General features: G+C 68.2%; 25 protein-coding genes. 12 read left to right on the forward strand and 13 right to left on the reverse strand.

Going from position 1 to position 26,027, the window contains the following annotated elements; genetic code table 11:
* Nucleotides 1-8: 8 nt before the first annotated feature.
* Nucleotides 9-1,217 carry a cytochrome P450 gene (locus ACIP5Y_RS17395; protein WP_400351124.1) on the reverse strand — a complete coding sequence of 403 codons (1,209 nt, stop codon included), beginning with the start codon at nucleotides 1,215-1,217 and terminating at the stop codon, nucleotides 9-11.
* Between the two features lie 160 nt (nucleotides 1,218-1,377).
* Between ACIP5Y_RS17395 and ACIP5Y_RS17400 the strand changes: the two genes are divergently transcribed.
* From ACIP5Y_RS17400 to ACIP5Y_RS17415, 4 genes are read left to right on the forward strand one after another with little or no spacing between them, the layout of a single operon-like run.
* Nucleotides 1,378-2,412 carry a 3-oxoacyl-ACP synthase III family protein gene (locus tag ACIP5Y_RS17400; protein WP_400351125.1) on the forward strand — a complete coding sequence of 345 codons (1,035 nt, stop codon included), beginning with the start codon at nucleotides 1,378-1,380 and terminating at the stop codon, nucleotides 2,410-2,412.
* A 5-nt stretch (nucleotides 2,413-2,417) separates the two neighbouring features.
* Nucleotides 2,418-3,323: a hypothetical protein gene (locus ACIP5Y_RS17405; protein WP_400351126.1), complete on the forward strand. Its 906-nt coding sequence runs from the start codon at nucleotides 2,418-2,420 to the stop codon at nucleotides 3,321-3,323.
* Nucleotides 3,324-3,360: 37 nt separating this feature from the next.
* Nucleotides 3,361-4,113 carry a glycosyltransferase family 2 protein gene (locus ACIP5Y_RS17410; RefSeq protein ID WP_400351127.1) on the forward strand — a complete coding sequence of 251 codons (753 nt, stop codon included), beginning with the start codon at nucleotides 3,361-3,363 and terminating at the stop codon, nucleotides 4,111-4,113.
* The gene (locus ACIP5Y_RS17415) at nucleotides 4,110-5,723 is read left to right on the forward strand and encodes an AMP-binding protein (protein ID WP_400351128.1); all 1,614 of its coding nucleotides are present in this window, start codon (nucleotides 4,110-4,112) and stop codon (nucleotides 5,721-5,723) included. The genes ACIP5Y_RS17410 and ACIP5Y_RS17415 overlap by 4 nt, the downstream gene beginning before the upstream one ends.
* On the opposite strand, the gene ACIP5Y_RS17420 is transcribed toward ACIP5Y_RS17415, so the two are convergent.
* The 3 genes from ACIP5Y_RS17420 to ACIP5Y_RS17430 all read right to left on the reverse strand — a co-directional run bounded on the left by ACIP5Y_RS17420 (nucleotide 5,712) and on the right by ACIP5Y_RS17430 (nucleotide 9,807).
* Nucleotides 5,712-7,301, reverse strand: a complete 1,590-nt coding sequence (locus ACIP5Y_RS17420; protein ID WP_400351129.1) for a hypothetical protein — start codon at nucleotides 7,299-7,301, stop codon at nucleotides 5,712-5,714. The genes ACIP5Y_RS17415 and ACIP5Y_RS17420 overlap by 12 nt on opposite strands.
* A 75-nt stretch (nucleotides 7,302-7,376) precedes the next feature.
* A complete protein-coding gene (locus tag ACIP5Y_RS17425; RefSeq protein WP_400351308.1) occupies nucleotides 7,377-8,594 on the reverse strand; it encodes an Ig-like domain-containing protein in 1,218 nt (405 codons plus the stop codon).
* Nucleotides 8,595-8,691: 97 nt separating this feature from the next.
* On the reverse strand, nucleotides 8,692-9,807 hold the full coding sequence (locus ACIP5Y_RS17430) for a UDP-N-acetylmuramate dehydrogenase (RefSeq protein ID WP_400351309.1): 1,116 nt from the start codon (nucleotides 9,805-9,807) through the stop codon (nucleotides 8,692-8,694).
* A gap of 44 nt (nucleotides 9,808-9,851) precedes the next feature.
* On the opposite strand from ACIP5Y_RS17430, the gene ACIP5Y_RS17435 reads away from it, so the two are divergent.
* The 3 genes from ACIP5Y_RS17435 to ACIP5Y_RS17445 all read left to right on the forward strand — a co-directional run bounded on the left by ACIP5Y_RS17435 (nucleotide 9,852) and on the right by ACIP5Y_RS17445 (nucleotide 11,759).
* Nucleotides 9,852-10,337 carry a DUF2505 domain-containing protein gene (locus tag ACIP5Y_RS17435; RefSeq protein ID WP_400351130.1) on the forward strand — a complete coding sequence of 162 codons (486 nt, stop codon included), beginning with the start codon at nucleotides 9,852-9,854 and terminating at the stop codon, nucleotides 10,335-10,337.
* Between the two features lie 118 nt (nucleotides 10,338-10,455).
* Nucleotides 10,456-10,971 carry a DUF2505 domain-containing protein gene (locus ACIP5Y_RS17440; RefSeq protein ID WP_400351131.1) on the forward strand — a complete coding sequence of 172 codons (516 nt, stop codon included), beginning with the start codon at nucleotides 10,456-10,458 and terminating at the stop codon, nucleotides 10,969-10,971.
* Nucleotides 10,972-11,075: 104 nt separating this feature from the next.
* On the forward strand, nucleotides 11,076-11,759 hold the full coding sequence (locus ACIP5Y_RS17445; protein ID WP_400351132.1) for a class I SAM-dependent methyltransferase: 684 nt from the start codon (nucleotides 11,076-11,078) through the stop codon (nucleotides 11,757-11,759).
* Nucleotides 11,760-11,963: 204 nt separating this feature from the next.
* On the opposite strand, the gene ACIP5Y_RS17450 is transcribed toward ACIP5Y_RS17445, so the two are convergent.
* Together ACIP5Y_RS17450 and ACIP5Y_RS17455 are read right to left on the reverse strand one after the other, a co-directional pair.
* On the reverse strand, nucleotides 11,964-13,424 hold the full coding sequence (locus tag ACIP5Y_RS17450; RefSeq protein ID WP_400351133.1) for a hypothetical protein: 1,461 nt from the start codon (nucleotides 13,422-13,424) through the stop codon (nucleotides 11,964-11,966).
* A 193-nt stretch (nucleotides 13,425-13,617) separates the two neighbouring features.
* A complete protein-coding gene (locus ACIP5Y_RS17455; protein WP_400351134.1) occupies nucleotides 13,618-14,217 on the reverse strand; it encodes a hypothetical protein in 600 nt (199 codons plus the stop codon).
* A 113-nt stretch (nucleotides 14,218-14,330) separates the two neighbouring features.
* Between ACIP5Y_RS17455 and ACIP5Y_RS17460 the strand changes: the two genes are divergently transcribed.
* Nucleotides 14,331-15,500: an LmeA family phospholipid-binding protein gene (locus tag ACIP5Y_RS17460; RefSeq protein ID WP_400351135.1), complete on the forward strand. Its 1,170-nt coding sequence runs from the start codon at nucleotides 14,331-14,333 to the stop codon at nucleotides 15,498-15,500.
* 72 nt (nucleotides 15,501-15,572) lie between these two features.
* On the opposite strand, the gene deoC is transcribed toward ACIP5Y_RS17460, so the two are convergent.
* Nucleotides 15,573-16,232 (reverse strand): deoxyribose-phosphate aldolase, encoded by a 660-nt coding sequence (deoC, locus tag ACIP5Y_RS17465; RefSeq protein WP_400351136.1) that lies wholly within the window; start codon nucleotides 16,230-16,232, stop codon nucleotides 15,573-15,575.
* Between the two features lie 71 nt (nucleotides 16,233-16,303).
* Here deoC and ACIP5Y_RS17470 point away from each other — a divergent pair, with 71 nt between their 5' ends.
* Both ACIP5Y_RS17470 and purU read left to right on the forward strand, forming a co-directional pair.
* On the forward strand, nucleotides 16,304-16,849 hold the full coding sequence (locus ACIP5Y_RS17470) for a GNAT family N-acetyltransferase (RefSeq protein ID WP_400351137.1): 546 nt from the start codon (nucleotides 16,304-16,306) through the stop codon (nucleotides 16,847-16,849).
* A gap of 178 nt (nucleotides 16,850-17,027) precedes the next feature.
* A complete protein-coding gene (gene purU / locus ACIP5Y_RS17475) occupies nucleotides 17,028-17,909 on the forward strand; it encodes a formyltetrahydrofolate deformylase (protein WP_400351138.1) in 882 nt (293 codons plus the stop codon).
* A gap of 72 nt (nucleotides 17,910-17,981) precedes the next feature.
* Here purU and ACIP5Y_RS17480 read toward each other — a convergent pair whose 3' ends face one another.
* From ACIP5Y_RS17480 to ACIP5Y_RS17505, 6 genes are all read right to left on the reverse strand, one after another.
* Entirely contained in the window at nucleotides 17,982-18,980 is a 999-nt protein-coding gene (locus ACIP5Y_RS17480; protein ID WP_400351139.1) for an alpha/beta fold hydrolase, read from the reverse strand.
* A gap of 240 nt (nucleotides 18,981-19,220) precedes the next feature.
* Complete coding sequence (locus ACIP5Y_RS17485; protein WP_400351140.1) at nucleotides 19,221-20,243, reverse strand: alpha/beta fold hydrolase; 1,023 nt, start codon at nucleotides 20,241-20,243, stop codon at nucleotides 19,221-19,223.
* Nucleotides 20,244-20,450: 207 nt separating this feature from the next.
* Nucleotides 20,451-20,747, reverse strand: coding sequence for a DUF2516 family protein (locus ACIP5Y_RS17490; RefSeq protein WP_397014685.1), 297 nt, complete (start codon nucleotides 20,745-20,747; stop codon nucleotides 20,451-20,453).
* A gap of 165 nt (nucleotides 20,748-20,912) precedes the next feature.
* On the reverse strand, nucleotides 20,913-21,593 hold the full coding sequence (locus tag ACIP5Y_RS17495) for a heparin-binding hemagglutinin (RefSeq protein ID WP_400351141.1): 681 nt from the start codon (nucleotides 21,591-21,593) through the stop codon (nucleotides 20,913-20,915).
* Complete coding sequence (locus tag ACIP5Y_RS17500) at nucleotides 21,590-22,147, reverse strand: helix-turn-helix domain-containing protein (protein ID WP_400351142.1); 558 nt, start codon at nucleotides 22,145-22,147, stop codon at nucleotides 21,590-21,592. Before ACIP5Y_RS17500 ends, ACIP5Y_RS17495 begins: the two co-directional genes overlap by 4 nt.
* Nucleotides 22,148-22,271: 124 nt before the next feature.
* Complete coding sequence (locus ACIP5Y_RS17505; protein ID WP_400351310.1) at nucleotides 22,272-23,489, reverse strand: DUF445 domain-containing protein; 1,218 nt, start codon at nucleotides 23,487-23,489, stop codon at nucleotides 22,272-22,274.
* A gap of 275 nt (nucleotides 23,490-23,764) precedes the next feature.
* Here ACIP5Y_RS17505 and ACIP5Y_RS17510 point away from each other — a divergent pair, with 275 nt between their 5' ends.
* Entirely contained in the window at nucleotides 23,765-24,478 is a 714-nt protein-coding gene (locus ACIP5Y_RS17510; RefSeq protein ID WP_400351143.1) for a TetR/AcrR family transcriptional regulator, read from the forward strand.
* Between the two features lie 112 nt (nucleotides 24,479-24,590).
* Nucleotides 24,591-26,021 (forward strand): ABC1 kinase family protein, encoded by a 1,431-nt coding sequence (locus ACIP5Y_RS17515; RefSeq protein WP_400351144.1) that lies wholly within the window; start codon nucleotides 24,591-24,593, stop codon nucleotides 26,019-26,021.
* Nucleotides 26,022-26,027 lie beyond the last annotated feature (6 nt).

Here is a 26,027-nt window from a genome sequence, read left to right on the forward strand (position 1 = left end):
GTGCCTTTTCAAGACAGCCGGATCTTCAGCACCTGATATGTGGGGATGAAAACCTTTCGGCGGTAACGCCGTTCGACGATTTCCCACGGGCGGCCGGTGACCGTGAGCGCTTCGAGCAGCGCGGTGAGTTCCGAGTGGACGAGCTGTGCGCCGAGGCACAGGTGGCGGCCGCCGCCGAACCACAATTGGCGGGTCGCGGGGATATAGTCGCGGTGAATATCGAAGTCCCCCACCGCATTGTTGATGCTCCAGGTGAGGATCTTGACGTGATCCCCCGGAACCAGCCGGCGGCCCGCGATTTCCACCGGCGCGGTGACGGACCGCCCGACCAAGTAGGCCGGGCTGGTGACGCGCAGGGTTTCCCGCACTGCGTCCGGGGTGCGTTCCGGGGCGGCGAGCAGGCCGCGGTGCCCGTCACTGTCGTGCAGTAGCGCGACCATGCGGGTCATGGCGCTGGCCAGGGTGTCGGTGCCGGCGACGGCCATGAGAATGGCCAGGCCCGAGGCGTGTTCGAGTTCCAGGCCGAGTTCGCGGCAGCGGCCGAGGGTGGTGTCGGTGTCGGCGCGTTCGTAGGCGGCGGGCACGGAGGTGGCGAGCTGCCGGGCGAGGGTGCGGGCGCGCGCGACGGCGTCCGGGTCGAGGGCGGTGGAGGCCATCGTGCCGAGGCCCAGGTTCACCAGTTCCTCGACATGGTCGAAGAGCACCCGGAACGGTTCGTCCGGATCATCGGTTCCGGGGAGGCCGAATATGCCCGCGATATCGCCGGGTTCCATGCCGACCAGGTCGGAGACGCTGCGGCCGACCAGCACGCGGGCGCGTTCGGCAATGTCGACGGTCTTCCCGGCGGCGAGGTCGTTGGAGATTTCCTTCAGAGCCGGTCCCATGACGCGTTGCACCAGCGCGTCGGTGTATTTGGCGGCGAACAGATCCCGCGATTTGGCACGTAGCGCGTTGTGCCCGGGGCCTTCGAAGAGGTCGTCCACCCAGTCGCCGATGACCTGTGCCCACCAGTGCCCGACCGCGCCCTCGGACACGATGCTGAAATGCGTTGCGTCATTGTAGATCTGGCGTGCGACGAGCGGATCGCCGACGAACCAGCCGAGCCTGGGGACCTTGCGCAGCGGTTTGGCGGCCTGCCCGGCGAGCAGCAGTACGGGCAGCCAGGGCTGTCCGGCCGCGAGGAGGGTGAGTTCGTGCCGCTTCGCGGTGCTGATCATGAGGTGCTCCCGTCGATCCTACGAACACTTCTGTACGCCAAAAAGGTGTTGGTGCGCAATGTAGTTCACCTCACACGATCTGAATAGGAGATTTTTCAAATCGGTAATCGCGGCACTGCTAGCGTCCCCCGCAACCCTGGCTCACTCGGAAGAGAACACAATGGTGAGAACCCGAATCGAGGCGGTGGGCTCCTATCTCCCCGCCACCGAGGTTGCAACCGCGGAACTGCTCGCACAACTGGCCATCGACTCCCCCATCGACCTGGAACGTGTCAGCGGCGTCCGGCACCGCCGGCGCTGCGCACCCGACGAGGACTCGTTCAGCGTGGCCACCGCGGCCGCGCACAGCGCCCTGGACAATTCCCGGTACGACGCCGCGGACCTGGACGTGATCATCTCCTGTTCCATCACCCGAATTCGCGACGGCGAGTTCACCGTCGAACCCTCCTTCGCGCTCATGCTGCGCAATGAACTCGGCGCGGCCGACGCCATTCACTTCGATGTCTCCAATGCCTGCGCGGGCATGATGAGCGGAGTTCTGGTGCTGGACCGCATGATTCGCGCGGGCCTCGTGAAACGCGGACTCGTGGTCTCCGGTGAATACATCACCCCCATCGCCGATACCGCCGTCCGCGAGATGTCGGAGAAATACGATCCGCAGTTCGCGTCACTGACCGTCGGCGACGGCGCGGCCGCCGTCATCCTCGACGGCGACGGCACCCCCGACGAGGGCATCGACTACATCGAACTCAATACCAGCGCCGCCTTCGCGCAACTGTGCCTCGGCATGCCCAGCGACCGCAGCTCCGGAATCGCGCTGTACACCGACAATCGCGCCATGCACAACGAACAGCGATATCTGCTGTGGACCACGCGGCAGCAGGATTTCCTGCGGTCCCGCAACAGCAGCTTCGCCGACGAGTGCTACGACTACGTGATCCATCATCAATTCAGCGCGCCCGCCGTCGAATTGATCAACAAGATCGCCGAACGCGAATTCGACGCCACCGTGCCACCCGGCCCGGCCGTCCTCGAACGATACGGAAACACCGCCTCCACCTCGCATTTCGTGGTATTGCACGACGCACTCAAACAACAGCGGATAACGTCCGGAGCGAAAGTACTGATGGTGCCCGCGGCCTCCGGCGTGGTAGCCGGGTTTCTGTCGGTGACTCTCGGCGATCTACAGGTGTGACAATCATGGGAATCGTAATTTCTTCCGTCGCCGTGGAAATCGGCGGCGGCTCCTCCATCGAACAGGCCGCGGCCGCCGTCCGGCACGCCATCGCCGAAGCCGGCACCACGCCGGAACACATCGACGCGCTCATCAATACCGGCGTCTACCGGGACTCGAACATGGTGGAACCGGCCATGTCCGCGCTCATCCAGCAGCAGGCCGGGATCGGATTGGAGTACAAGAGCGGCGAAGTGCCGTGCCTGTCCTTCGATCTCATGAACGGCGCCTGCGGCGTGCTCAATGCCGTGCAGGTGAGCCAGGCGCTGCTGGAGGCGCCGACCGTGCACCGCGTGGTCGTGGTCGCCGGCGACGCCCACCCCTCGAAATCCCCTGAGCCGCAACCCGGATTCCCGATCAAACCGGTCGGCGCCGCCATGATGCTCGAAAGAGTCCCGGGCACAACCGGATTCGGGGCGCTGCACATCAGCGCCACCGACGCGCGGCCCGCCGCCGAAGGCTATCTGCGGCTCGCCGACATGGGCGCCACCGGACGCTCCAGCATCATCGTCGACCGGCCCGACGACATCCAGGAACTCCTGCACCACGCCGTGACCGCCGCGAGCGAAGCCCTCGACGTGGCCGGCGTCCCGATCGGCCGGACCGTGCTGATCTGCGGCACACCCACCGCCGAATTCCCGGCCCTGCTCGCCGCGCGACTCGGCATGCCCCCCGCGGCCGTCTGCACCGACGACGACCCCGGCGACTCCGCCACCCCCCGGCTGGACGCGCACACCGCCGCGCTGCCCGCCGCCTACCTCCGCGCCCGCGACAACGGCCTGCTCGACCACGCCGAACTGGCTCTGTTCGTAGCCGCCGGCGCCGGACCCGCGGCCGCCGCCATCACCTACCGCCTGCCCGCGAAACCCTGAGCCCGCTCGCAGCGATCTATACCGCGGGAGGAAAGCAATGAGCAGACTCTGGGTGATCATGCCCGCCTACAACGAGGAAAACGGCATCACCGCCACCCTCGAAGCCCTCGCCGGACAGCAGAACGGCGACTTCACACTGGTCGTGGTGGACAACAACTCCACCGACCTGACCGCCAAAGTGGTGCGCGAATTCGCCGAATCGCATCCCCGCATGCGCATCGAGGTCATCGACGAACCGCAGAAGGGCACCGGCGCGGCCGCCGACACCGGCATGCGCCACGCCATCGCCGCCGGCGGCGAACGGCTCGCCCGCACCGACGCCGACTGCCTGCCCGCACCCGACTGGACCGCCCGCGTCGACGCCGCCTTCGACACCGGACTGCGGCTGGTCAGCGGGCAACTCATCCCGCGCACCGACGAAGGCGTGCGCTGGATCGACCGGCAGATCATCCGCACCGCGCTGGAAGTCGCCTCCACCTTCGGCAAATTCCGGCCCGGCAACCGGGACCCCCGCTACCTCGGGCAGTACGTCATGACACCCGGCTGCAATATGGCCATCACCGCCGAACTGTACGAAGCCGCGGGCGGATTCCCGCGCACCGCCATCGAGGACCTGCACGAGGACCGGGCGCTCGTGAACGCCGTCCGCATGCTCACCACCGACTACGGGCTGCGGCGGGATGTGCGGGTGTACGGCTCCAACCGGCGCGTACGCGCCTGGGGCGTACGCAAGACGCTCGCCTGGTACGCCGACCACCGGTACAAACCGGAAATGGTGGATATCCGGTGAACGCGGCACCGGCCGACTTCCTCGCCCTACTGCACGAACAGGTCCGGCAGCGGCCGGACGCCCAGGCGCTCGGCATGATCGGGGAGAAACCACTCACCTTCGCCGAGCTCGAAAACCGCATTTCGACCGTCACGAAACGACTGCACGACAAGGGCTTCCGGCCCGGAGACCGCATGCTGTTCTCCATCCGGCCCTGCGTGGACGCGGTGACATTGGTATTCGGGACCATCGCCGCGGGCGGGGCGATCGTATTCGTGGATCCCGGGGTCGGGCCGGAATTGTTCACGCGCCGAATCGATCTGGTCCGGCCGGCCTGGGCGGCGACGGAATCCCTGCTGTACCTGCTCAGTGGACCGCTGAACCGGGTGGGACGCGCCGTGGGATTGTCGCTGCCCGCTTTCGCGGACCTTCCGGTGCGGCACATTCACAGTGGGCCGCGCCTGCCCGGCACACCGTCGGCCTCGATACCGCTGCGCCGGCTGCTCGGCGCCGACCCGGAAAACCCGGCGACCGATATCCCGTGGGCCGATGCGATGGCCGGAGCGGTGGGCGGCCTGGAGGCGGGGGCGGTGGGCGGCGAGCAGGCCGTGCCGACAGTCGATCCGGCGGCCGAAGCGCTCATCGTCTTCACGTCCGGCACCACTGCCGCACCGAAAGCCGTTGTGCACACGCGGGGTTCGCTCGGCGCGGGCCTGGCGGCCATGGCGGGGCGCAGCAGTCTCGGACCCGGCGGTCATCTGCACACCGAGCAGTTGATGATGGGGTTGCCCGCGCTGATGGCGGGCGCACGCTGGTCCATGCCCCGGTATCCGCGTTTCGGGACGCATATCGATCCGGTCGGATTCGCGCGCACCCTGAACAATGCGACGCATGCCTTCTTCACCCCCGCCGATCTGGCGATGGTGCTGGGCGCCATCGAATCCGGGCGGCTGACCGTGCCGCGCGGGCTGCGCGAGATCTCCCTCGGCGGGGCGCCGGTGACCACCGCACTGCTGCGGCGGGCCCGCGCGGCGTTACCGGATTGCGAATTCCTCGCCATCTACGGGATGACCGAAATCCTGCCCGTGGCACTCACTTCCGGTCTCACCAAACTCGAATTCGAGGGCGCGGGCGATCCGCTCGGCGTCCCGGTGCACGGTGTCATCGCGCGCATCGCGGACGACGGCGAACTGATCCTCTCCGGCCCCAATCTGTGCCGCGGCTATCTCGGCGAGGAACCCCTCACCGAGATCGCCACCGGCGATCTCGCACGCCTCGACGGCGACACGCTGGTGCTCATGGGCCGTAAGAAGGACATGATGATCCGCGGCAAGACCAATATCTATCCGGGCCTCTACGAACCGGCCGTATGCACGGTTTCCGGTGTGCGGCAGGCGATCATGGTCGGCCTGCCGGACGAGATCGGCGATGAGCGGATCGTGCTCGCGGTGGTCGCCGATCCGGAGGCCGGGGATATCGCGGCGCGGCTGCGACGCGAATTACCGGCACTCATCGATGTTTCCGCGCTCCCCGACGAGATCGTGGTGGTCGACGAGATTCCGGTCAGCGGCCGGACCAGCAAACCCGACCGCGCGGCCCTGCGCACGCGACTCACGAAGTCACTGCCCTGACGGTGCCGGGCGGTCCAGCAGGGCCATCAGCACATCGTCAGCAAATGCCGCCGCGGCGGTCTCCGGCAATATCCGATCCACATAGCAGAACCCGATGTGCAGCTCACCGTGCGCGGTCACCACGGCCACGGTCATCGCACTCACACACGAATTCCCCGCCGCCAGCACCAACCCCGAAAGCCGCCACTCCCCGGCCTTTTCCGGAAACTCCACCCGCCCCAGATTGGTGACCGACACATTCCACGGCGCCCGCCGATCCACCATCTCCGCGATCCGCCACCCCGACGCCACCGTCCGCGGCGTCCCGAACCGCATGCCCGCCACCGTCGCCAGATGCCGCCGCTGCCGCACTCCCCGCCGCACTTGCCGATTGATCGCCCGCGCCGCCTCCCACAACGAAACCCCCGCCCCGAACGGCACGAACCCCGTCAATACCGGCGCATAGATCCCAAGTTCATCCGCCTCGGGCGCGGGCTCCAGCAACGCCCGGAAGTCCACCGGCGACCCGATCCCCGCGACACCGCGCTTGCCTGTCACGCCGCGCCTACCACCCACCCCGCGAGCGCCCGCCACCTCGTCCGCATGGCCCGCACCTCGCGTACCTACCCCGCCGTCCGCCCTCCTCCAGCCGCGACCACCCCAGCGACGAACGCGCGGCTCCGGTGACGCCGCGGAATACGCTGCGGCGCCGATGGATCGCGCGACCGCGGCGGCGAGCGCGCCGTGCACGGTCACACCTGCTCTGCGGCAGTCGTCGAGAAGTGCGCGCGACTCCTCCACCGTCACCGAGCGATGCACGATCCGGGTGCGCCGATCCGGCAGCGGCACCGGCACCGCGCCGCTCAGTCGCCGCGGTCGCAGCACCAGAGCCGCCGCTTGGTCGTAGAGCGTCGTATAGGCATAGCGCCAGAATCCGCGCGACGCAGCGGGAATCAGGTCATCGGCGGGCGGGACCGCGGCCCGGCCCGGCGCGCTGCCGACGAGGCGACCCACCTCGGCTTCATCGGCCCGGCCCACCGCGGTCAGACGGGCCGAATCAGCGTTCTTACCAACCGGATCCGCCGCCGACCCGCCGGGCACCGGCCCGGTGGTCGCGGCGTAGGTGATGAGCTTGCGCAGCACCGCCATCAGCGAGCGGCCGTCGGCGATGATGTGGGAGATCGTGACGATGATGTCGTGGGTTTCCTCGGCGGTGCCGGCGCCACCGACGACGTCGACGAGGCGGGCCAGACCCGTGCCGACGGCGAAGCGGGCCGACATCTCGGCATCCAGTTCGCGCAGCCATTGATCCGGGTCGCCGGATTCGAGGCGGCGCAATGGGATTCGCGGGGCGGTCAGCGGGGTCAGGCGCGGGTCACGATCACCCGGGGCGGAGATGCCCAGGCGGAGCAGCGGGTACTCCGCGACCAGGGCGGCAGCGGCCCGTTCCAGGCTTGCCGGATCGATCCGGCCGTGCAGTCGTATGCGGCCACAGCAGTTCGACGGGGAGATCCGGTCGACGATCCAGAACCAGCGTTCGGACGGGCTCAGGGCCCGTCCGGGATCGGTTGCGGCCGTTGCCGTTCTGCTTGCGACCACGAATCCTCCTCACCACCCGGTGAAGAAGATATCCGCGCTCGGCGTCCGGTGCAGAAGATCGAGCGCGGCGGGGCGTCAGCGGGCGCCGGGGGCCTGGCCGCCGGGCGCCTGCGGCGGGACCGCGGTGGCGGAGACCACGGACTTGGGATCGCCGGCCAGGGCGGACATGGCCTTCCAGTCGTCGTAGTCGATGGTCCAGTCGTAGATGTCGCCGTCGGCGGCGGACAACTGGATGCGGGTGCCCGTCACCTCGACCGGGTCGCCGTAGAGGGCGGTCGGGAAGTAGGCCTGCGCATCGGACGGGCTGAGGTTGATGCAGCCGTTGGTGACGTTCGAACTACCTTGCGCGTTCAGCGATTCCGGATTGGCGTGAATGAACTCGCCATTGTTGGAGATGCGGACCGCCCAGTGTTCCCGCGCGTTCGTGTAGAACGGCGGGTTGGACATGGTGAAGTCCTCGTACTTCTCCGTCACCACGTGAATGCCGGTGCGGGTCACATTGCGGTCCTCGTTGCCCTCGCCGTAACTGCACGCGAAGTCGAAGACGGTGTCTCCGTCCCGCACCACCTGCACGCGGTGCGTGGGTGCGTGGCCCTTCACGATCTGCGAGCGGCCGATCTTGAAGTCGGAGGTCAGGTCGGAGTCGCCGAACAAGCCGCTGCCCATGTCCAGGCCGTACAGCTTGGCGCCGACGTGCACGGCGGTGCCGGGCGCCCAGTACTCCTTGGGTCTCCAGTGCACGCGGGACCCGCCGTTGGCGTCGGGCAGCCACGCCCACGAGCCTTCGGCGGCCGGGGTGACGGTGACGGTGAGCGCCTTCTCGACCGCGGCCTTGTCGTCGATATGGCCCTTGAACTGCAGGATGATCGGCGCCGCGATGCCGACCTCCTGGCCGTCGCCGATATTGATGGTCGCCGGCGAGGTCGCCTTGGGGTTGACCGTGGTGAACTTGCCGTCGATCGGGACGGGTTTGTTATCGGTGCCGATCGCGGTGCCCGACCAGGTGTAGGTGACGCCGTAGCCGAGGGCCTCGTTCACCGTGAACTTGCTGCGAGCCGTATCGAAGGTGCCGGTTACCTGCTTGCCGTTCGGGTTGCTCAGGGCGACCTGGTCGATGCGGCCGTCGGCCACCGACACCGAGACCTGCGCGGTCGGGCTGACATCGCCGGTCCCGTTACCCGGTGTGAAGGTCACCTTGGCGGCGGGAACGGCGGGCGCGGCGGGGCCGCTGCTCTTGCCCGATGTCGAACACGCGGCGACGACAGCTGCCGACGCCACCAGCGCGGCCCGCATGGCCGCCCGGCGGGACAGTCCTCGATTGCTCACGCGCCCGAGACTACCCGCGCAAACCGAGTACCCCGGACGCCGAAACCGTGGGGCAAATCACGTGCTACAGCTGCACGCCGACCGTAACGGGCTCCGGTTCCAAACCGATGTGGAAGCGCTCGGCAACCCCCGCGCGAACCGTGCGCGCCAGCTCCACCAGATCCGCGGCGGTGGCCGCACCCCGATTGGTCAGCGCCAGAGTGTGTTTGGTGGACAGGCGAGCCGGCGCCTCCGGACCCGGGAAGCCTTTGCCGAAACCGGCGCGTTCGATGAGCCAGCCCGCGGAGAACTTCACGCCACCGTCGGCCGGCCACGTGGGTACGGCCACATCGGCGCCCACAGATGTGGCGATCGCCTCACGCACCGCCGCCACCTTCTCGTCCGGAATGACGGGATTGGTGAAAAACGAGCCCGCACTCCAGGTGTCATGATCGGCCGCATCCAGCACCATGCCCTTGCCCGCCCGCAAGCGCAGCACCTCCGCGCGCACCAGCGCCGCCGGACGGGACTCCCCCTCCGCCGCACCCAGTGCGGCAGCCAGCTCACGATATTCGAGCGGCGCACTGGAACCATCGGCGCGCAAACCGAATTCGACCGCCAGCACCACTGCGGCAGCACTGTGCTTGAGAACCGAAGTGCGATAACCGAATCCGAGCTCGGCCGGCTCCACCCAGCGAATCTCGCCCGACGCACGGTCCAGCAAACGCACGCGGCGCAGCAAACCCGCCACCTCCACGCCGTACGCGCCCACGTTCTGCACCGGCGTCGCACCCGCGGAACCCGGAATACCGGACAGGCATTCGAGCCCGCCGAACCCGGCCTCGACGGTGGCGGCCACCACCGCATCCCAATTCGCGCCCGCGTCGGCAACCACGAACGCCTCGCCGTTCGTCTCCAGCGCGATGCCGGAGATCCGCACGCCCGTGGTGGCGATCCGCACGACCACGCCGGGGAAGCCCTCGTCGGAGATCAACAGGTTCGACCCGCCCGCCACGAGCAGCATCGGTATCCCCGCGTCGTCGAGCGCGCGCACGGTCGCCACCAGCGACTCGGTGGTCGTGCACTCGGCGACCACGGCCGGGCCGCCCACCCGCAGTGTCGTCAGCTCCGCCAGCGGCACCGCGGCACGCAGCCGCGCACCGGTCGCGGCGAGCCGGTCCCGCAGGTCGTCGAAGGACACCACCTGAGAAGTACGCACAAGGACAGACGGTAGCCTGTCTGCCCATGGCGACACCTCTGGCCTTCACTGCGCACTCCACACATTCGATGGCCGCCGTGCGCGCGGCGTTCGCCAGCGAGCAGTACTGGAAGGACCGCATGGAGGCGGTCGGCGGACCCAACGCCCGCATCGAATCGCTGGCCATCGACGGCGACGCCGTACGCGTGGAGATGGTGCAGACCATCCCCGCCGAGGAACTGCCCGCGCAGATCACCGCGATCAAGCCCAACGGCCTGATCATCCCGCGCACCGAGATCTGGCACGGCAGCGGCGGCACCGTCGAGGCGTACGTGGACGGCGCGCCCGCCACCATCAACGGCACCCTCACCGTCACCGATGACGGCAGCGGCTCCACCTTCGTGGTCGACGCCGCCATCGAGGTGAAGATCCCGCTCTTCGGCAAGAAGATCGAAGCCGCCGTCCAGCAGCACCTCACCGAGCTGCTGGAGCGCGAAGCCGTCTTCACCGACGAGTGGCTCGGCTCGCACTAGCAGAGCTCGCACGATGACACCGAGCAGAGCTCGCACTACGACACCGAGCAGAGCTCACAACGTGCCGCTGCGCGAAGATCGCACCATGCACAGCATCCGCCCAGTAACCTGAGCGACCGTGCCCCGCCGACTCGACTACTCCGCCCGCTATCCGCTGCACACCACCAAGGAGGTGTACGCGGCCCTCAGGAACCGCGACCACTGGGACGCGCGCATCGAGGAATTGCGGAAGCACTCCCCCAACGACATCGTGAACCTCGAAGCCGGCGACGACGGCATCGAGATCGAACTGCGGCACGTCCTGCCGCGCGAGAACCTGCCGGAAATGGCGCAGGCCCTCGTACGCAAGGACATGGTGATCACCCGCCGGGAACGCTACGGATCCTTCGGACCCGAGGTGACCGGCGAATACACCGCCGAAATCCCCGGCGGCCCCGGCAATCTCGGCGGCACCATGCACCTGTTCCCCACCGACACCGGCTGCACCCTGCGGACCTCCTCCCGGACCGAGGTGTTCATCCCGTTCTTCGGGCGCCGGCTCGAACAGCTCATGCTGGTGAATCTGGTGGACCTGTTCCGCGCCGAAGCAGAGGTGACACAGCGCTGGCTGGATCAGCAGAAAACCGCCGGCTGACCGGCCGCCGGGGCGCCGCGCAACCCGTCGGGACCATCACCCGCGGCACCACCGGCATCAACCGGCTACGTCGCAGCGACCGCTGGCTGGTACACGACCCCCTGGTGATCCGGCGGCTCCACGACGCCGCCGATCCGCTCGTCGTCGACCTCGGTTACGGCGCCATGCCGGTCACCACGCTGGAGCTGGCCGCCCGCCTCCGCACCGTGCGGGCCGAACTGCGGGTGGTCGGCCTCGAAATCGATCCGGAACGCGTCGTGCCCGCGCAGGGCGGCGTCGAATTCGCCCGCGGCGGTTTCGAACTCGCCGGGCTGCACCCGACCCTGGTGCGCGCCTTCAACGTGCTGCGCCAGTACCCCGAATCCGCCGTCCCCGCAGCCTGGTCCACCATCCTCGACGGCCTCGCCCCCGACGGCCTCCTGCTGGACGGCACCTGCGACGAGCTCGGCCGCCGCTGCGCCTGGATCCTCCTGGACCGCACCGGCCCGCTCTCCCTCACCCTCGCCTGGGATCCCTTCACCGTCGGCAAACCCTCCGATATCGCGGAACGCCTCCCGAAGGCTCTCATCCACCGCAATATCCCCGGCGAACCCATCCACACCCTCCTCACCGCCGCCGACCGCGCCTGGGCCACCGCCGCCCCCTTGGCCCCCTTCGGCCCGCGAGCCCGCTGGCGCCACGCCGCAAACCTGCTCCGCCACCAGGGTTTTCCCCTCCGCCCGTACCGCCGCCGCCTCCGCGACAACCTCTTGACCGTCCCCTGGTCGGCGGTAGCGCCACTTCCATAGCCTCCTCGGCCCGGCCCGAGATACCCTGGTACTCAACGGCCCCCACACGCCAGCCTCATGCAGAGGCAAGTCTGGCCGGCCGCAGGCTGCAATGATCCGCGCATCAAGGCGCGGATCATTGGAGCTTGTGGAACGGGGCCCGGCACACCCACAGTGGCGGAGTTTCAGCCCAGCGCGCTTCGATTCGACCCAGCGCGGTAACCCTTACGCTTGCGAGTCAGGTCCCTCGCCGCCGAGCAGCCCACGGGCGCGCTCGCGCACCTCCTGGACTGCTCCGGAAACGGCTGCCGGGGCAAGTAGGGAGCGCGGGGCGAAGGGCTGCCGCCAGAGGCCGCCGTGGGCCGCGCCGGTGGCGAACAGGGCTTCCGGATTGTCCACTGCGGCGGCGGGTTCCGGGTCCATCAGGTCGGCGACCAGTTTGGCGGCCAGCAGGGTGCGGGCGGTGTCCGGGTCGAAGATCTCGATGCCGAAGTGGGTGGCGGCGCGGTACGCGGCGGTGCGCCAGCCGGTTTCCCGGGACAGGGCGGCGGTCCAGGCGGGCGGGGCGACCGTGAACGACACCGGATGTCCGGCCGACCGCGCCAGTACGGCGCGCCAGCGCGGAAGACGTTGCGCGAGGGCGTAACCCGGGCCCGCCAGGGACGGCAGATTGTCGAACAGGCCCCAGGCGCCGCCCTCCGCGTCGAAGATCGGGCGCGTGTAGTTGAGGCGGTACAGGGAGGTGGGGGCGACTCGATGCAGCAGGTCCTGGGTCGTGCCGCGAATACCGCGCCGCGCCAGATGATCACGAGCCGCGGCCACGATGGCGGCCGGGACCGCGTACGTGTCGGTGGGTGAACCCAGCAGTGCGAGCGCGGCATCCGGATGCCGGCGCAGCACCGATTCGGCCAGCACATCCGAGGCCGCCGCCACTCGCACGCCCGCCGCACCCGGGCGACCCGCGTACAGGCCGAGCACCGGCCGCTCATCGGAATGCGCGGTGATCCAGCGGGTCAGCGCCGGGAAACCACGGGCGATATCCACGCCGGGCCCGGCCTCGGACACCGGGAACCGCAGACTGCCCGCACTCGCTTCGGCCAGCGCGCGCAGTCGCGTCCAGCGCGCCCGGCCCGGCCGATCCACGGTGAGCACGTCCGCGCCCCACGTCAGCAGCGGCCGCAGCGGACCCAACTCCGCCTCCGCGCCCGTGACGGTGACCCGGAAACCGGGCAGCCGCAACCATTCCGGATGTTCGATGACGGACTCGATCGCCGTCACGAATTCGGGTTCCAGAATCCCGCGGTCCTGCCAGCCGGCGAGCTGCCCGCGCAGTTCCGGCCCGGCCAGCAGCCGCCCGCGCCAGGGCACCTCGAGCCGGGTCACGGGCGCGGCGGCGCCGATGATCTCGCCTGTATCCAGCACTGCCCCAGCGGCTTCGGCGTCCACATCGACCGCATCCAGCGGACTGACCTCCCAGCCCGCCGCGAACCGCAGCATGTGCCGCACGGACGCCAGGCCCGCCTCGGCGATGCCCAGCGAGATCGCGGGCGCGCTGACGGCCAGTGCCGTCATGCCCCGGAACACCCGGTGATAGTCCCGCCGCCAGTCGCGGCAGGTCTCCACGGATTGCGCGAGATCCGCGTCGAAGGCTCGTACGGCGTCGGCGACCACGGCGGCCGAGAACATGTCCGCTATCCGATCGGGTGGCCCCGGCGGAAAAACCAGATCCCACACGCCAGCACCGACCGTCCCCATAACAGCTCACGATGCCACGAAACCCGGCCACACAAAACTCGAACGACCTACCGATTTGCGAAGGTGCGACAGTGCCGGGACGACCACAGGACCGAGCCTGCCCGCGCCCGGAATCCGCGCGCCGTCAGGAACGCATCAAGGCCCGATGCAGCCGCGCGGCCGTCGACGGCGGCAATTCGGCTCCGGCAGCACGGATTTCGGCGCGAGCGCACCGATGAATGGCCACCGCGTCGGCGACCACCTCGTCCAGGGCCGCCTGCCCGATACCGGCATCGGCCAGATCCAGCACCGTCCGCACCGGAGTGGTCACCAGAAAAGCCCCCGCCGATTCGACATCCTTGCGCGCGAAGGACCGCCGCAACACCACCAGCCGCGGCGACAACGGGAACCGGCCCACCCGCGCCGACAGATGCACGAACCGCGGCCGCAGCCGACCGAGACCGTGCAATTCGGCGGCACTGTGATGGGACACAGCGGCCGCACCGTCGAACCAGGCCGCCCACATGGCGTATTCGTCGAGCGGACCGTCCGGCCACTCCGCCAGCCGCAGCAGTCCGACCCCGGCCCGCACCACCGCGCCGTCGCGCAAACCGTCCCGGATCCAGGTTTCACAACCGGTGCGCAGCACCTGGCGGGTGGTGAAATATCCGGCATGACGGGCGGCCATGTCCTGCAGGGCCAGCCAACCGTCCGCCGGATCGGTCTCCGCCGCCATCCCCTCCATGGAGATCAGGCTACGCCGACACCTTGTGTGTTATGTCACAATCCGCCGCGAGCGAGCCGACACCTCATCGGAAGCTCAGAGACCGCACAGAAAGCTCGGGAAGAATCGGCGCCATGGCGAAACCCCCCTCGGAAGACGCGATCAATCGCGCAGCGGGCATCGACGGGACCGAAGATTCGGGCACCGAACCCACCGAGATCCTGAGTCCCGGCGCCCCCGCCGGGACCCCGGAGCAGGCCGCCGAATGGTGGCACGAGTCGACGACGCAGCTACCCGGGCAGGGTCCGGCAGGCGACGACGGATCCACCGCGGTAATACCGTCCGGCACCGGCGAAGGCGCGCAGCCCACCGAGATCCTGCACCCCGGTGAGGCCGCCTACGCGCCCGGCGCCGTCCCGCCGCCGCAGGCCACCGCGCGGTCCGGCGCCGGGAACACCGCCGGATTCGGGCCGCAGGGCACGGGTGTGCTCGACCCGGCCGCCGCCGCTCCGTCGACCGTGACGGGCAGCTCGCAACTACCGCCCGGGACACCGCCGCCCCCGGCGAATCCCGCAGGCGGGCAAGGAGGTCCGTCGGGTATGCGACGGAAACGCCGGACGCTGTTGATCGTCGCCATCGTGGCCGTGCTGCTGGTGGTCGGCGGACTCGCGGGCGGCGAAGCCTACGCCCGCCACAAGGTCGAGAACTGCATCAGCTCACAGTTCGAACAGCAGATGGGCTCCAAGATCGACGTATCGTTCGGCTGGAAACCGCTGCTGCTCACCATGTTCGACGGCAAGGTGTCCTCGGTGACGGTGAACAGCGACGACACCAAGTTCGGGCCCGCGCAGGGCATGGTCGTGCACGCCACCTTCGACGATGTCGACGTGAAGGACAACGGCAATCAGGGCGCCACCATCGGCAGCTCCACCGCCGACGTCACCTGGAGCAATGACGGCATCGTGAAGACGCTGGGCGGCCTGGTCACCAACGGCACCTCCGATCCCGGCTCGGGCACCCTCAGCTTCGGCGTGCTCGGCGGCATCGCACAGCTGCAGGTGAAGCCGAAGATCGTCGGCGACAAGATCGAGGTCGACACCGAATCGGCGTCCCTGCTCGGCTTCGGCCTGCCCACCGACCTGGTCTCCGGGATCGTCGACCTCATGACGCAGAGCCTGCAGAGCTACCCGATGGGGTTGGTGCCCACCGGCGTTCAGGTCACCGGCGACGGCCTGCACGTCACCCTGAAGGGCGGCCGGACGACCCTGCAGCCCGTCAACGGGCAGACCCCCACCAGCTGCTGACGCTTCGCCACAACGACACAGCGCTCCCGCATCGGCCCGAAAGCCGGTGCGGGAGCGCTGTTTTCCGATAGCTCAGGCCGGAAAACCTGCCAGCACTTCACGAGAACGCGACAGCCCCAGCCGCGTCGCCCCGGCCGCGATCAGCTCCGCCGCCTGCTCCGCGGTGCGGATACCGCCGCTGGCCTTCACGCCCAGCCGCCCGCCGACCGTCTTCGCCATCAACTCGACCGCGTGCACGCTCGCCCCGCCCGCGGGATGGAAACCCGTGGAGGTCTTCACGAAATCGGCGCCGGCCTGCTCCGCCGCCCGGCACACCTCGATGATCGCGTCATCGCTCAGGGCCGCCGCCTCGATGATGACCTTCAGCAGCGCCCGATCCCCGATCGACTCCCGCACCGCGAGGATGTCGGCCAGCACCGCGTTGTAGTCGCCGGAGCGCGCCGCGCCCACATCGATGACCATGTCGACCTCGGCCGCACCCTGCTCCACCGCCAGCCGGGCCTCGGCCCCCTTCACCAGCGAATGATGTTTGCCGGACGGGAAACCCGCGACCGTGGCCACCGCCAGGCCGGGCGCCCGCACCGGCAGCATGGACGGGGATACGCAGATCGCGAACACCCCCAGCTCGCGGGCCTCCTCGATCAATGCGGCCACGTCGGCGGGCGTCGCATCCGGGGACAACAGGGTGTGATCGATCATCGCCGCCACCTCGCGACGGGAAATCTGTGCCATGAGCCCCGAGTTTGGCATATCCCCGGCAATTTCGTTGCGGGCCGCCACCACCGTCCCGCACACTCGTAGATGTGCTGATCCGTCGTGAACGTACCGGCGACGCCGCTGCGATCGACGCCGTGCACCGCAGCGCATTCGCCCGCCAGTCCGCGAACGCCGCCGTCGACGCGACCGGCCTCCCCGCCGATCCCCCGGAAGTCGGCCTGGTCCGGCAGCTCCGCGACGACTCCTCCGCCTGGATGCCGACCCTGTCCATGGTCGCCGAATACCACGATCACATCGTCGGCCACGTCTGCCTGACCCGGGCCGGCGTCGGCCCGTTCCCGGTCCTGTCGCTGGGCCCGATCGGCGTCCGTAACGACTATCAGCGGTCCGGCGTCGGCGCGGCCCTCATGCACGCCGTGCTGGGCGCCGCCGACGCCCTCGACGAACCCCTGGTCGGCCTGCTCGGCAGCCTCGAGTACTACCCGCGCTTCGGCTTCGTCCCGGGCACCCGCCTCGGCATCCTCCCGGACCGCCCCTCCTGGTCCAGCCACTTCCAACTGCGTCCGCTGTCCGCCTACGACTCGGAGATCAAGGGCGAGTTCCACTACGCAGATCCGTTCTACGTCTTGTAGCGCGACGACTGATTTCGTACCGGTCCGGGTACCTCCAGGGGTACCCCCAGAATGGGTTCGGCACCCAGCCGTCGGCACGCATGCCCAACGCCTACGGCACCCGGCTGCGCGCTGAGGCCCGGGGAGGCGGTAGTGCCCCTGTGACCCGCAGCCAGGGGGTTGCTGGGAGGATGGGCGGATGAGTTCCACCCCGGACGACCGCCGCTACGTGCTCACCCTGGGCTGCCCGGATCGTCCCGGCATCATCGCCCGCATCACCTCGTTCATCGCCGAGTTCGGCGGGTCGATCGTGGAGGCGGGATACCACTCCGATCTGGAGACCGGGTGGTTCTTCACACGGCAGGCCATCAAGGCCGCGACCGTTCCGTACGGACTCGACGAACTGCGGGAGCGATTCGAGGCCGTGGCCGCGGACCTCGGACCGGAAACCGATTGGCAGGTGCACGACTCCGGCGAGAAGCGCCGCGCCGTGCTGCTCGTCAGCAAGGACGCGCACTGCCTGCACGACCTGCTCGGCCGCGCCACCAGCGGGGAACTGCCCGCCACCATCGAAGCCGTCATCGGCAATCACCCCGACCTGGCCGGCATCACCGAAGCGCACGGCATCAAATTCCACTACGTGCACTTCCCCAAGGACCCCGCCGAACGCGGACCCGCCTTCGACCAGGTCCGCGAACTGGTCGACGCGCACGACCCGCACGCCATCGTGCTGGCCCGCTTCATGCAGGTGCTGCCGCCCGAACTGTGCGAACACTGGGCCGGACGCGCCCTCAATATCCACCACAGCTTCCTGCCGTCCTTCGTCGGCGCCCGGCCCTATCACCAGGCCTTCGCCCGCGGCGTGAAGCTGATCGGCGCCACCTGCCACTACGTCACCGCGGAACTAGACGCCGGGCCCATCATCGAGCAGGACGTCACCCGCATCGACCATTCCGACACCGCCCACGACATGGTCCGGCAGGGCCGCGATATCGAGCGGGTCGTACTGGCGCGCGGGCTGCGCTGGCATCTCGAGGGCCGCGTGCTCGTGCACGGCCGCCGCACGGTCATTTTCTCGTAGCACACCGAAAGGGCGCTCCCCTCGTGCAAAAGCACGGCGGGAGCGCCCTTTTCGACTATCCGATCTTCGCGATCACCCCGCGGCGGCGATCAGGCCGCGGCGGCCCGACCGGATCACCCGGTGCAATTCGGTGTTGAAAGCCTGCTCGGCTTCGATATTCACGAGATGACCGGTGGGCAGGACCGTGTAGCGGTCCAGATAGCCTGCGGCATCCAGGGTCTCGGCGATCTCCCGCGAATGCACCTCCGGCAGCAGCCGATCGTGCGATCCGGCGATCACGCTGGTCGGCACCGCCAGATTGGCTGCGGCGCCGTACAAGTCGAGCTTCAGCAGCCCGCGGGCCACGGCCGCACGCGCCGACGGACGGCAGGAGCGGACGATGGACAGGCCGAAATCGGTCTGGTCCGCGGTCGCGGCCGGGTTCATCAGCCGGCTCTTGGCGAGCACGTTCACGGCCTTACCGCCGGGCAGCGGCACCGGAGTACCGAACAGCACCTTCGCCAGCCAATCCGGCGCGGGCACAACATCATTGAACAGGGGCAACACCGTGGCGCGGCCGGGAATCTGCCGGGCGGCGGTGGTCGCCAGCAAGACAGCGGAGGCACGATCGGCGACCTGCTCCGGGTAATGCTTCGCCCACGCCTGGATGGTCATGCCGCCCATGCTGTGACCGGCCAGCACGGCCCGCTGCCCGGGCTTCAGGACGGCGTCGAGCACCTCGACCAGATCGTCGGCGAGCTGCTGGGAGTCGAAAGGCCGGGTGCCGGCGGTGCTTTCGCCGTGACCGCGCTGATCGTAGGCGACCACGCGGTAGGGACCGGCGAAGGCGTTGATCTGTGGGTTCCAGTATTCGATGGCGCAGGACCAGCCGTGGATCAGAACGATGACCTCGCCGTCGGCCGGGCCGTACGCGTGTACGCGCAGCCGGGCGCCGTCGGCGGTGGTGACGGGAATGACCTGATCGGGACGGCGCGCGTTCAGCGACTCCGTCCGATAGGTGCGGGACCGAAGTCCGGTGCGAAATGGGGCGGTCAGCGCATCGGCGCCCGCCTCGGGCAGCTTCACCAGCATCGAGCACTCCTTTGTGTTCCAGACCACGATAGCGCGCTAGCAGTAGTGCTTGCCAGAGCAAGCGGCAAGAATTTGCCATTCGCCCCACCGGGTCCTGCTGTTCCGAGATACCCGTTCCGCCGCAATGGCATTCACACTTCCAGGTATCGAAATCGCGGAACTTCTATTACCTACAACACATCGTCGCGGAGGTTTGTGCCCCCGAGTAGGACCCCAAGGGTGGGAAACCGCTCCCCACCCTCAGGCACCCACCACCCGCGCGGGAATCCCGAAGGCGGACCTGGCAACACGCGCGAGCTCCTCGTTGAACTCGCGGTACGCCTCCACATTTCCGAGATGACCGGTCGGGAGTATCCGATACCCGTCGAAACTGCCCGCAGCGCGCAACATCTCGACGATCCGCTCCGAATGCACTTCCGGCGTAAGATCATCCGCCGAACCGGCCAGGATGGTCGTCGGCACCGTCAGATTCTCCGCGCCGCGGCCCACATCCAGCTGCGCCAGCAGCGTGCCGAAGCGGCCACGCACCCGCGCCGGGCAGGCCCGCACGATGTTCTGCGCGTACTCGGCGACGTCTCCGGTCGAGGCCAGGCTCATGATCTGGCGCCGGAAAATCCACTTCACCGGTTGCACGGGCGGGAAGATAACCGGCGCGCTCAGGCCCAGCAGGCCGATCACGAACGGCAGCTCGGCAATACCGCGATTGAAGAACGGGACCACCGTGGTCTCGGCGATCAGGTCGCCGGCGGCGGTATTGGTCATCAGCACCGCGCGGGTGCGCTGCGCGACCTGCCGGGGGTAACGCCCGGCCCAGGCCTGGATCGTCATACCGCCCAGGCTGTGCCCGACCAGGAGGCAACGCTGCCCGGGCTGCAGGGCGGCGGCGAGGACGGCCGACAGATCGTCGGCCAGCAGGTCGGTGGTGAGGGCGGCGGTGCCGAGCTCGCTCTCGCCGTGGCCGCGGATGTCGTAGGCGATCACGCGGTACTCGCCGGCGAAGGCGTTGATCTGGGGGTTCCAGTATTCGAGGCTGCAGGTCCAGCCGTGCACCAGGACGATGGTGTCGCCGTCGGCGGGGCCGTAGGCGTGCACCCGCAGGCGGGCGCCGTCGGTGCCGGTGACCGGGATGACCTCGTAGGGGCCGGCCGGGGGGTTGAGATCCGCGTTCCCGTAGGTGCGGGTGCGCAGGGCCGCCCGATGTGCGCGGACCAGGTCGCGGACCTTCCGGGTGAGGTCCGCTGGGGTAGGCAACGTCGCCTGCATAGGACACTCCTTTGTGTTACTGCTCGATACAGTAACCCCCGCTTGCCGGTGCTAGCCAGTAGCAAGCACCGAAAAGTTTTCAATCCGGGACGAACCACGCAGAACACGCGCCGAGATCGTGATATCTCCCAATGCGCAGACCAGGGCAGAAAAAAATCCGGCCGCCGTCCCCGCGGGACGACGGCCGGAAAGCCTGAATTATCGGATCTACCAGCGCGGACCGCGCTGGATCTCATCCACCTTCGGCCGCACATCGGCCAGATACACACCGGTGGCCACCACCGCCGCGATACCCAGCAGCCCGACCGGACTGTGCACCAGCAGCAGCGCGCCCAGCGACGCCAGCAGAATGGCGAGCCACACCGGCTTGGTCAGCTTCCCCACCGCCGTGAAGGCATCCGGGCGCTGCCTGATCGCATGCACGAGCGCGAACACCGTCATGCCGAGTGCGGCCAGCTGCAACACCCACAGAATCAAGCTCGGAATTCCGCTCACCCGATCCATCATACGGAGCCGCGCACCGTTCACCACGGGTTCCATACGCCGACACGACCATTCGAAACGCGCCCCTTACACAGGCCCCGGAGCTCACGAAAGGACCGTGGCCCTCGCACACGTCAGTGTGCGAGGGCCACAAGGTTTTTCGCGCGGGATGCCCGCACGGGGTGCCTACTTCTTGGCGGCGGGGGCGGCCTTCTTGGCGGCGGGGGCGGCCTTCTTGGCCGGAGCCTTCTTGGCGGCGGTCGCCTTCTTGGGCGCCTCGGCGTCGTCGGCAGGGGTCGACTCGGTGGTCACGGCGACGATCTCGCCGTCGACGGTCTCGTCCTCCTCCGCGGCGTCTTCCTTGGCGAGGCCCAGGTAGGGGCCGTACTGCGCGGTGACCTTGTCGAACACGTCCTGGGTCTGCGCGACCACGTCGTTCAGCAGGGTCTCGACCTGCTCGATCCGGCCCTCGAAGGTCGGGTTCGAGGTGCGCAGCTTCTCGACGGTCTCCTCGCCGCGGGCGGCCAGGTCGGCGTAGAGGTCGAGCAGCTGGTGGTAGTACTGGTCGACCAGCTTGCGCAGCTCTTCGGGGGTGGCCTTCTCGCGCAGCTCGGCCAGGTCCTCGGGCAGCTCGGAGGGCAGGGCCTGCACGCGCTGGCGCAGGGTCTCGATGCGCTCCTGGGCGTCGGCCGGCAGGTTGGCGACGCGCTCGCGGGCCTCTTCGACGCGGCCGGAGATGTCGGCCGAGCCGGCGCGCTCGCGCAGCTGCGAGTAGACGTCGAGGACGGCGGCGTAGAGGGCGTCGCCGGCGCCGACGGTCGCGTAGATCGGCTTGGTGACGGTGGCGGTGAGGTTCTGTTCGGTCATGGTTGTTCGGTCTCCCTGCGTGGCGGAACTTCGGTGATGCGTGGCGGAACCTCGTTGTCCCTGGCCGGGGCGTCGTTGCCCCTGTCTCCCCCGGGAACGCCCCCCTTCGGGTCCGTCGCGTCCCCAAACTCCTCGTTCGCCGCGTTCTCGCGGCGGAACGATTCGTAGATGTCCAGGAGCACCTGTTTCTGACGTTCGGTGAGACCGGCGTCGGCGAGCAGTGCGTCCCGGACCGGACCGTGCGGCCTCTGTTCGAGGTACCCGGCCCGCATGTACAAAACCTCCGAGGAGACCCGCAGACCCTTGGCGATCTGCGCGAGAACCTCGGCGGATGGGTTCCGCAATCCGCGTTCGATCTGGCTCAGGTACGGATTGCTCACCCCCGCCAGCTGTGCGAGCTGCCGCAACGAGACTTGAGCGGCCTCGCGTTGGGATCGGATGAAGCCCCCGATGTCGTGCGCCGCGTTGGCGACGCGGCCGTTCCGATCTGCGGCGGCGGACGTCTCCGCTGCGTCGCCCTCGATCGGTTCGGGAACCTCGGGATCGTGTTTCATCACGCACCTTCCGGCGGTTGTGAGGTCAATTCTAGAGCGGGGTGCTAACTCTTGCAAGCACTCTGCTAGCACCATTCCGGCAAACCGCCGGCGCTTCAGCTGTCAAGTATTTCTGGACGAATGATCAGATATGGAACAGTAAATGCGAAATCGTGTAGATCACCAGTCCGGCCAGCGAACCCACGACCGTGCCATTGATGCGAATGAATTGCAGATCGCGCCCGGCCGCCAATTCGATCTTCTTGCTCGCCTCCTCCGCATCCCAGCGAGCAACCGTGTCGCTCACCAGCGTCGCGACCTCGGCGCCGTAGTTGGTGACCAGATAGCGGACACCGCGTTCCAGCCACCCGTCCACCTTGTCACGCATCTCCGGATCCGCCTCCAGGCGCTCGCCCAACTGCTGCACGTTCTCCGCCACCTTGCGCCGCAGCGTCGAATCCGGATCCTCGGCCGACTCCAGGATCATCCGCTTGGCGGCCCGCCAGGTGGCGTGCGCCATGCCGGTGATCTCCTGCCGGCCCATCAACTCGGTCTTGATCTTCTCCGCTTTCTTGATCATCGCGTCGTCGAATTGCAGATCGTGCGCGAATTCCTCGAGAAAACGATTGGCCGCCAGCCGTACATCATGATCGGGCTGCGTCCGGACTTTCCAGGTGAATTCCACCAGCTCCCGATAGATGCGCTCGGCCAGCAGCGAATTCACGAATTTCGGGGCCCAGGAGGGCGCGTCCCGGTTCACGATCCGATCCAGGGTCTCCTGCGAATCCAGGGCCCACTGGTGCGCCCGCTCGGCCAGCAGATCCAGCAGCGGGGCCTGCCGATTCTCGGCGATGAGCTCGTGCAGCACCTTGCCGATGGGCGGACCCCACAGCGGTTCGGCGATGCGCTTGACGATGGTGTGATCGATGATCTGCTCGACATCCTCGTCCCGCAGCACCCCGATCACCGCGCGCAGCATGGTCGCGCTCTCCTCGGCGATGCGTTCGGCATGCGCCGGATCGGCCATCCAGCGGCCCACCCGGAAGGAGATCTGCGCGGAATTCACCTTCGCCGCAACGGCATCCGGGGAGAGGAAATTGGTGCGGACGAAATCGCCCAGGCCCGCACCCAATTGGTCCTTTTTCTTGCGGATGATGGCCGTATGCGGAATCGGCAGCCCGAGCGGATGCCGGAACAATGCGGTGACGGCGAACCAGTCCGCCAGCGCACCGACCATGCCGGCCTCGGACGCGGCCTTCACATAACCCACCCAGCCCGCGACGCTGCTCCGCGATTCGAGCCAGGCGCAGACCAGATAGATGACGGTGGCGGCGGCGAGGAACCCGGTGGCAATGGCCTTCATCCGGCGGAGTTCGCGCTTCTTGCCCTCGTCGTCGAGGAGGTCGGCGAACGCGCCGCCCGGCGGGGCGGCCTTGATGGACTTACGGTCGTTCACGTCGAGTACCCCGGCACTGCCGGCAGGTTGCTCCATATGTTCCATTCTGGCCCGTGCTGTGACGAAGTCGCTGCGCACGGGCCCGTCCCGATCGGCGGCGATCCGTCGCATGCGAGGCTTAAGCTGAATACGCCCAGCACAACACGCGACGAAGGAGCCCCACGCTGACCACCAAGGGGACCGTGAGCGCCGCCGTGGACGCCGCCACCAGCAGCCGCGGAGGCCGGGTAGACGGCCGTAAGAAGCGCTGGCAGCAGCACAAGATCGACCGCCGTGAGGAATTGGTCGACGGCACGCTCGCCGCCATCCGCAAGCGCGGCGGGGACGCCGGCATGGACGAGATCGCCGCCGAGATCGGCGTGTCGAAAACCGTGCTGTACCGGTATTTCTCGGACAAGCAGGATCTGACCCGGGCCACCATGGAACGGTTCATCGAGACCACGCTCATGCCGCGCATCTACGAGGCCATCAGCGATGATCTCGACGAGTATCAGCTGGTCCGCAATACGCTCGCGGCGTATGTGCACACGGTCGACTCGGACACCGACGTCTACCGCTTCATCATGGGCAACGGCTCTGCCACCGAGACCACCACCCTCGCCGACTTCGAGAAGCTGTTCGCGCAGGTGGTTTCGGCGGTCATCGTGGACAAGGCGTTCGATCGCGGCATCCAGACCGAGGGGTCGATGCTGTGGGCCTATGTCCTGGTCGGCGGCGTGCAGCTGGCGACGGACTGGTGGATCACCAACCGCACCATGTCCAGTGAGGAAATGCTCGACTACCTGACGATGATGGCCTGGAGCGCCATCGAGGGCATGGTCCGAGCGGGCGGTGACCGGCACTATTTCAACTCCAAGCAGCATGTCCTACCTGATGCCGAGAATAGTGCTAGCTGAGTGCTAGCACCGTAGGTAGCGGCACGGTTAGGCTGAGGCCGGCGGACCACACCGATGGGTTTTCCGCTGTGTCGGCACCAACGGGGGTGTTGGCTCCCATGGAGGGTCACTGATGGCGAAAGAGCTGCCTACATCCAGACTCGCTCGGGGAACGAAGCTCGGGATGGCTGTCGCCGGTAATGCCATACGAGCCCAGCGGACTCGCAGGTCCATGCGCGGGCGCTCGGAGGCGGTCCGTGCTCGCATGGCCGAGGATTCCATGATCCGGGCGACCGAACAGATGGTCATGGTGCTCGGCACCATGAAGGGCGTCGCGATGAAGCTCGGGCAGATGCTGTCCGTGCTGGACCTGGATCTGGTTCCGCCCGAACATCGGGAACGGTTCCAGCGGCGCCTGGCAGTGCTACGCGACAGTGCGCCCTCGGTGTCCTTCGAGGTCATGACGGCCGTCATCGAAGAGGACTTCGGCAAGCCGCTGAACGAGGTGTTCGCCGAGTTCTCCCCGGAACCCATTGCGGCGGCGTCGATCGGCCAGGTGTACCTGGCGCGCTTGCACGACGGCCGGCAGGTCGCGGTGAAGGTGCAGTACCCGGGCATCGACGCGGCGGTACGCGCGGATCTGAAGAACCTGGCCATGTTCCGGCGCATCCTGCAGTCCGCCATGCCGTGGGTGACCCCGGCGGTACTCGACGAGTTGCGGCTGAATCTGGAGAGCGAACTCGACTACGTCGCCGAGGCGAACACCCAGAAGCAGATCGCCGAGCTGTACACCGGGCATCCGTTCATCTTCGTGCCCAGCACTTTTCCCGAACTGTCCACCACGCGCGTGCTGGTGAGCGAGTACTTCCCGGGCCGTGGTTTCGAGGAGATCCGGGAGTTGCCGGACACGGAACGCGACCGCATCGGCGAGATCATCTACCGCTTCTATGTGGGTTCGCTGTTCACCTTCAACGAGTTCTGCGGTGACCCACATCCGGGCAATCTGCTGCTCGGCGCGGACGGCCGGGTGGCGTTCCTGGATTTCGGGCTCTACAACCGGATGGATCCCGACCATGTGCAGTTCGAGGCCACCTGTATCCGCGCGGCCGCCGAGGAGCGCGCGGAGGACCTGCGGGATCTGATGATCGAGCGCGGCGTGATCGATTCACCGGAGGAGATCACGCCGGAGGAATGCCTGGAGTACGTGCTGGCGGCCTGCGAATGGGCGCTGGTGGACGAGGATCTCACCATCACCCCCGAATTGGCTTCGGGCGCATTCATACTGGCCGTGGATCCGCGGGCCAGCGAGTTCGCGGGCATGAAGCAGCAGAATCTGCCGCCCGAGCATTTGTTCTCGCGTCGCGCCGACTTCCTCACCTTCGGCATGCTGGGGCAGTTGGAGGCGACCGGGAATTGGCATCGCATCGCCCGGGAATGGCTGTACGGGGACGAGCCGGTCACGGAACTCGGTCGCGCACACCACGAGTGGCTGGCGAGCCGGCCCTCGCCGACGCCGACCACCGGACCCGCGAAGAAGACTCGCAAACGCGCCGCCAAGGCGTGACACCTA

This window comes from Nocardia sp. NPDC088792 (assembly GCF_044750615.1).
Classification (GTDB): Bacteria; Actinomycetota; Actinomycetes; order Mycobacteriales; family Mycobacteriaceae; genus Nocardia.

What these genes read in the sequence shown, in the direction of transcription:
- ACIP5Y_RS17395 (WP_400351124.1), bottom strand. Translation starts at nt 1,217, where the DNA reads ATGATCAGCACCGCGAAGCGGCACGAACTCACCCTCCTCGCGGCCGGA.
- ACIP5Y_RS17400 (WP_400351125.1), top strand. Translation starts at nt 1,378, where the DNA reads ATGGTGAGAACCCGAATCGAGGCGGTGGGCTCCTATCTCCCCGCCACC.
- ACIP5Y_RS17405 (WP_400351126.1), top strand. Translation starts at nt 2,418, where the DNA reads ATGGGAATCGTAATTTCTTCCGTCGCCGTGGAAATCGGCGGCGGCTCC.
- ACIP5Y_RS17410 (WP_400351127.1), top strand. Translation starts at nt 3,361, where the DNA reads ATGAGCAGACTCTGGGTGATCATGCCCGCCTACAACGAGGAAAACGGC.
- ACIP5Y_RS17425 (WP_400351308.1), bottom strand. Translation starts at nt 8,594, where the DNA reads ATGCGGGCCGCGCTGGTGGCGTCGGCAGCTGTCGTCGCCGCGTGTTCG.
- ACIP5Y_RS17435 (WP_400351130.1), top strand. Translation starts at nt 9,852, where the DNA reads ATGGCGACACCTCTGGCCTTCACTGCGCACTCCACACATTCGATGGCC.
- ACIP5Y_RS17450 (WP_400351133.1), bottom strand. Translation starts at nt 13,424, where the DNA reads ATGTTCTCGGCCGCCGTGGTCGCCGACGCCGTACGAGCCTTCGACGCG.
- ACIP5Y_RS17455 (WP_400351134.1), bottom strand. Translation starts at nt 14,217, where the DNA reads ATGGAGGGGATGGCGGCGGAGACCGATCCGGCGGACGGTTGGCTGGCC.
- ACIP5Y_RS17460 (WP_400351135.1), top strand. Translation starts at nt 14,331, where the DNA reads ATGGCGAAACCCCCCTCGGAAGACGCGATCAATCGCGCAGCGGGCATC.
- deoC (WP_400351136.1), bottom strand. Translation starts at nt 16,232, where the DNA reads ATGGCACAGATTTCCCGTCGCGAGGTGGCGGCGATGATCGATCACACC.
- purU (WP_400351138.1), top strand. Translation starts at nt 17,028, where the DNA reads ATGAGTTCCACCCCGGACGACCGCCGCTACGTGCTCACCCTGGGCTGC.
- ACIP5Y_RS17480 (WP_400351139.1), bottom strand. Translation starts at nt 18,980, where the DNA reads ATGCTGGTGAAGCTGCCCGAGGCGGGCGCCGATGCGCTGACCGCCCCA.
- ACIP5Y_RS17485 (WP_400351140.1), bottom strand. Translation starts at nt 20,243, where the DNA reads ATGCAGGCGACGTTGCCTACCCCAGCGGACCTCACCCGGAAGGTCCGC.
- ACIP5Y_RS17490 (WP_397014685.1), bottom strand. Translation starts at nt 20,747, where the DNA reads ATGGATCGGGTGAGCGGAATTCCGAGCTTGATTCTGTGGGTGTTGCAG.
- ACIP5Y_RS17495 (WP_400351141.1), bottom strand. Translation starts at nt 21,593, where the DNA reads ATGACCGAACAGAACCTCACCGCCACCGTCACCAAGCCGATCTACGCG.
- ACIP5Y_RS17500 (WP_400351142.1), bottom strand. Translation starts at nt 22,147, where the DNA reads ATGAAACACGATCCCGAGGTTCCCGAACCGATCGAGGGCGACGCAGCG.
- ACIP5Y_RS17505 (WP_400351310.1), bottom strand. Translation starts at nt 23,489, where the DNA reads ATGAAGGCCATTGCCACCGGGTTCCTCGCCGCCGCCACCGTCATCTAT.
- ACIP5Y_RS17515 (WP_400351144.1), top strand. Translation starts at nt 24,591, where the DNA reads ATGGCGAAAGAGCTGCCTACATCCAGACTCGCTCGGGGAACGAAGCTC.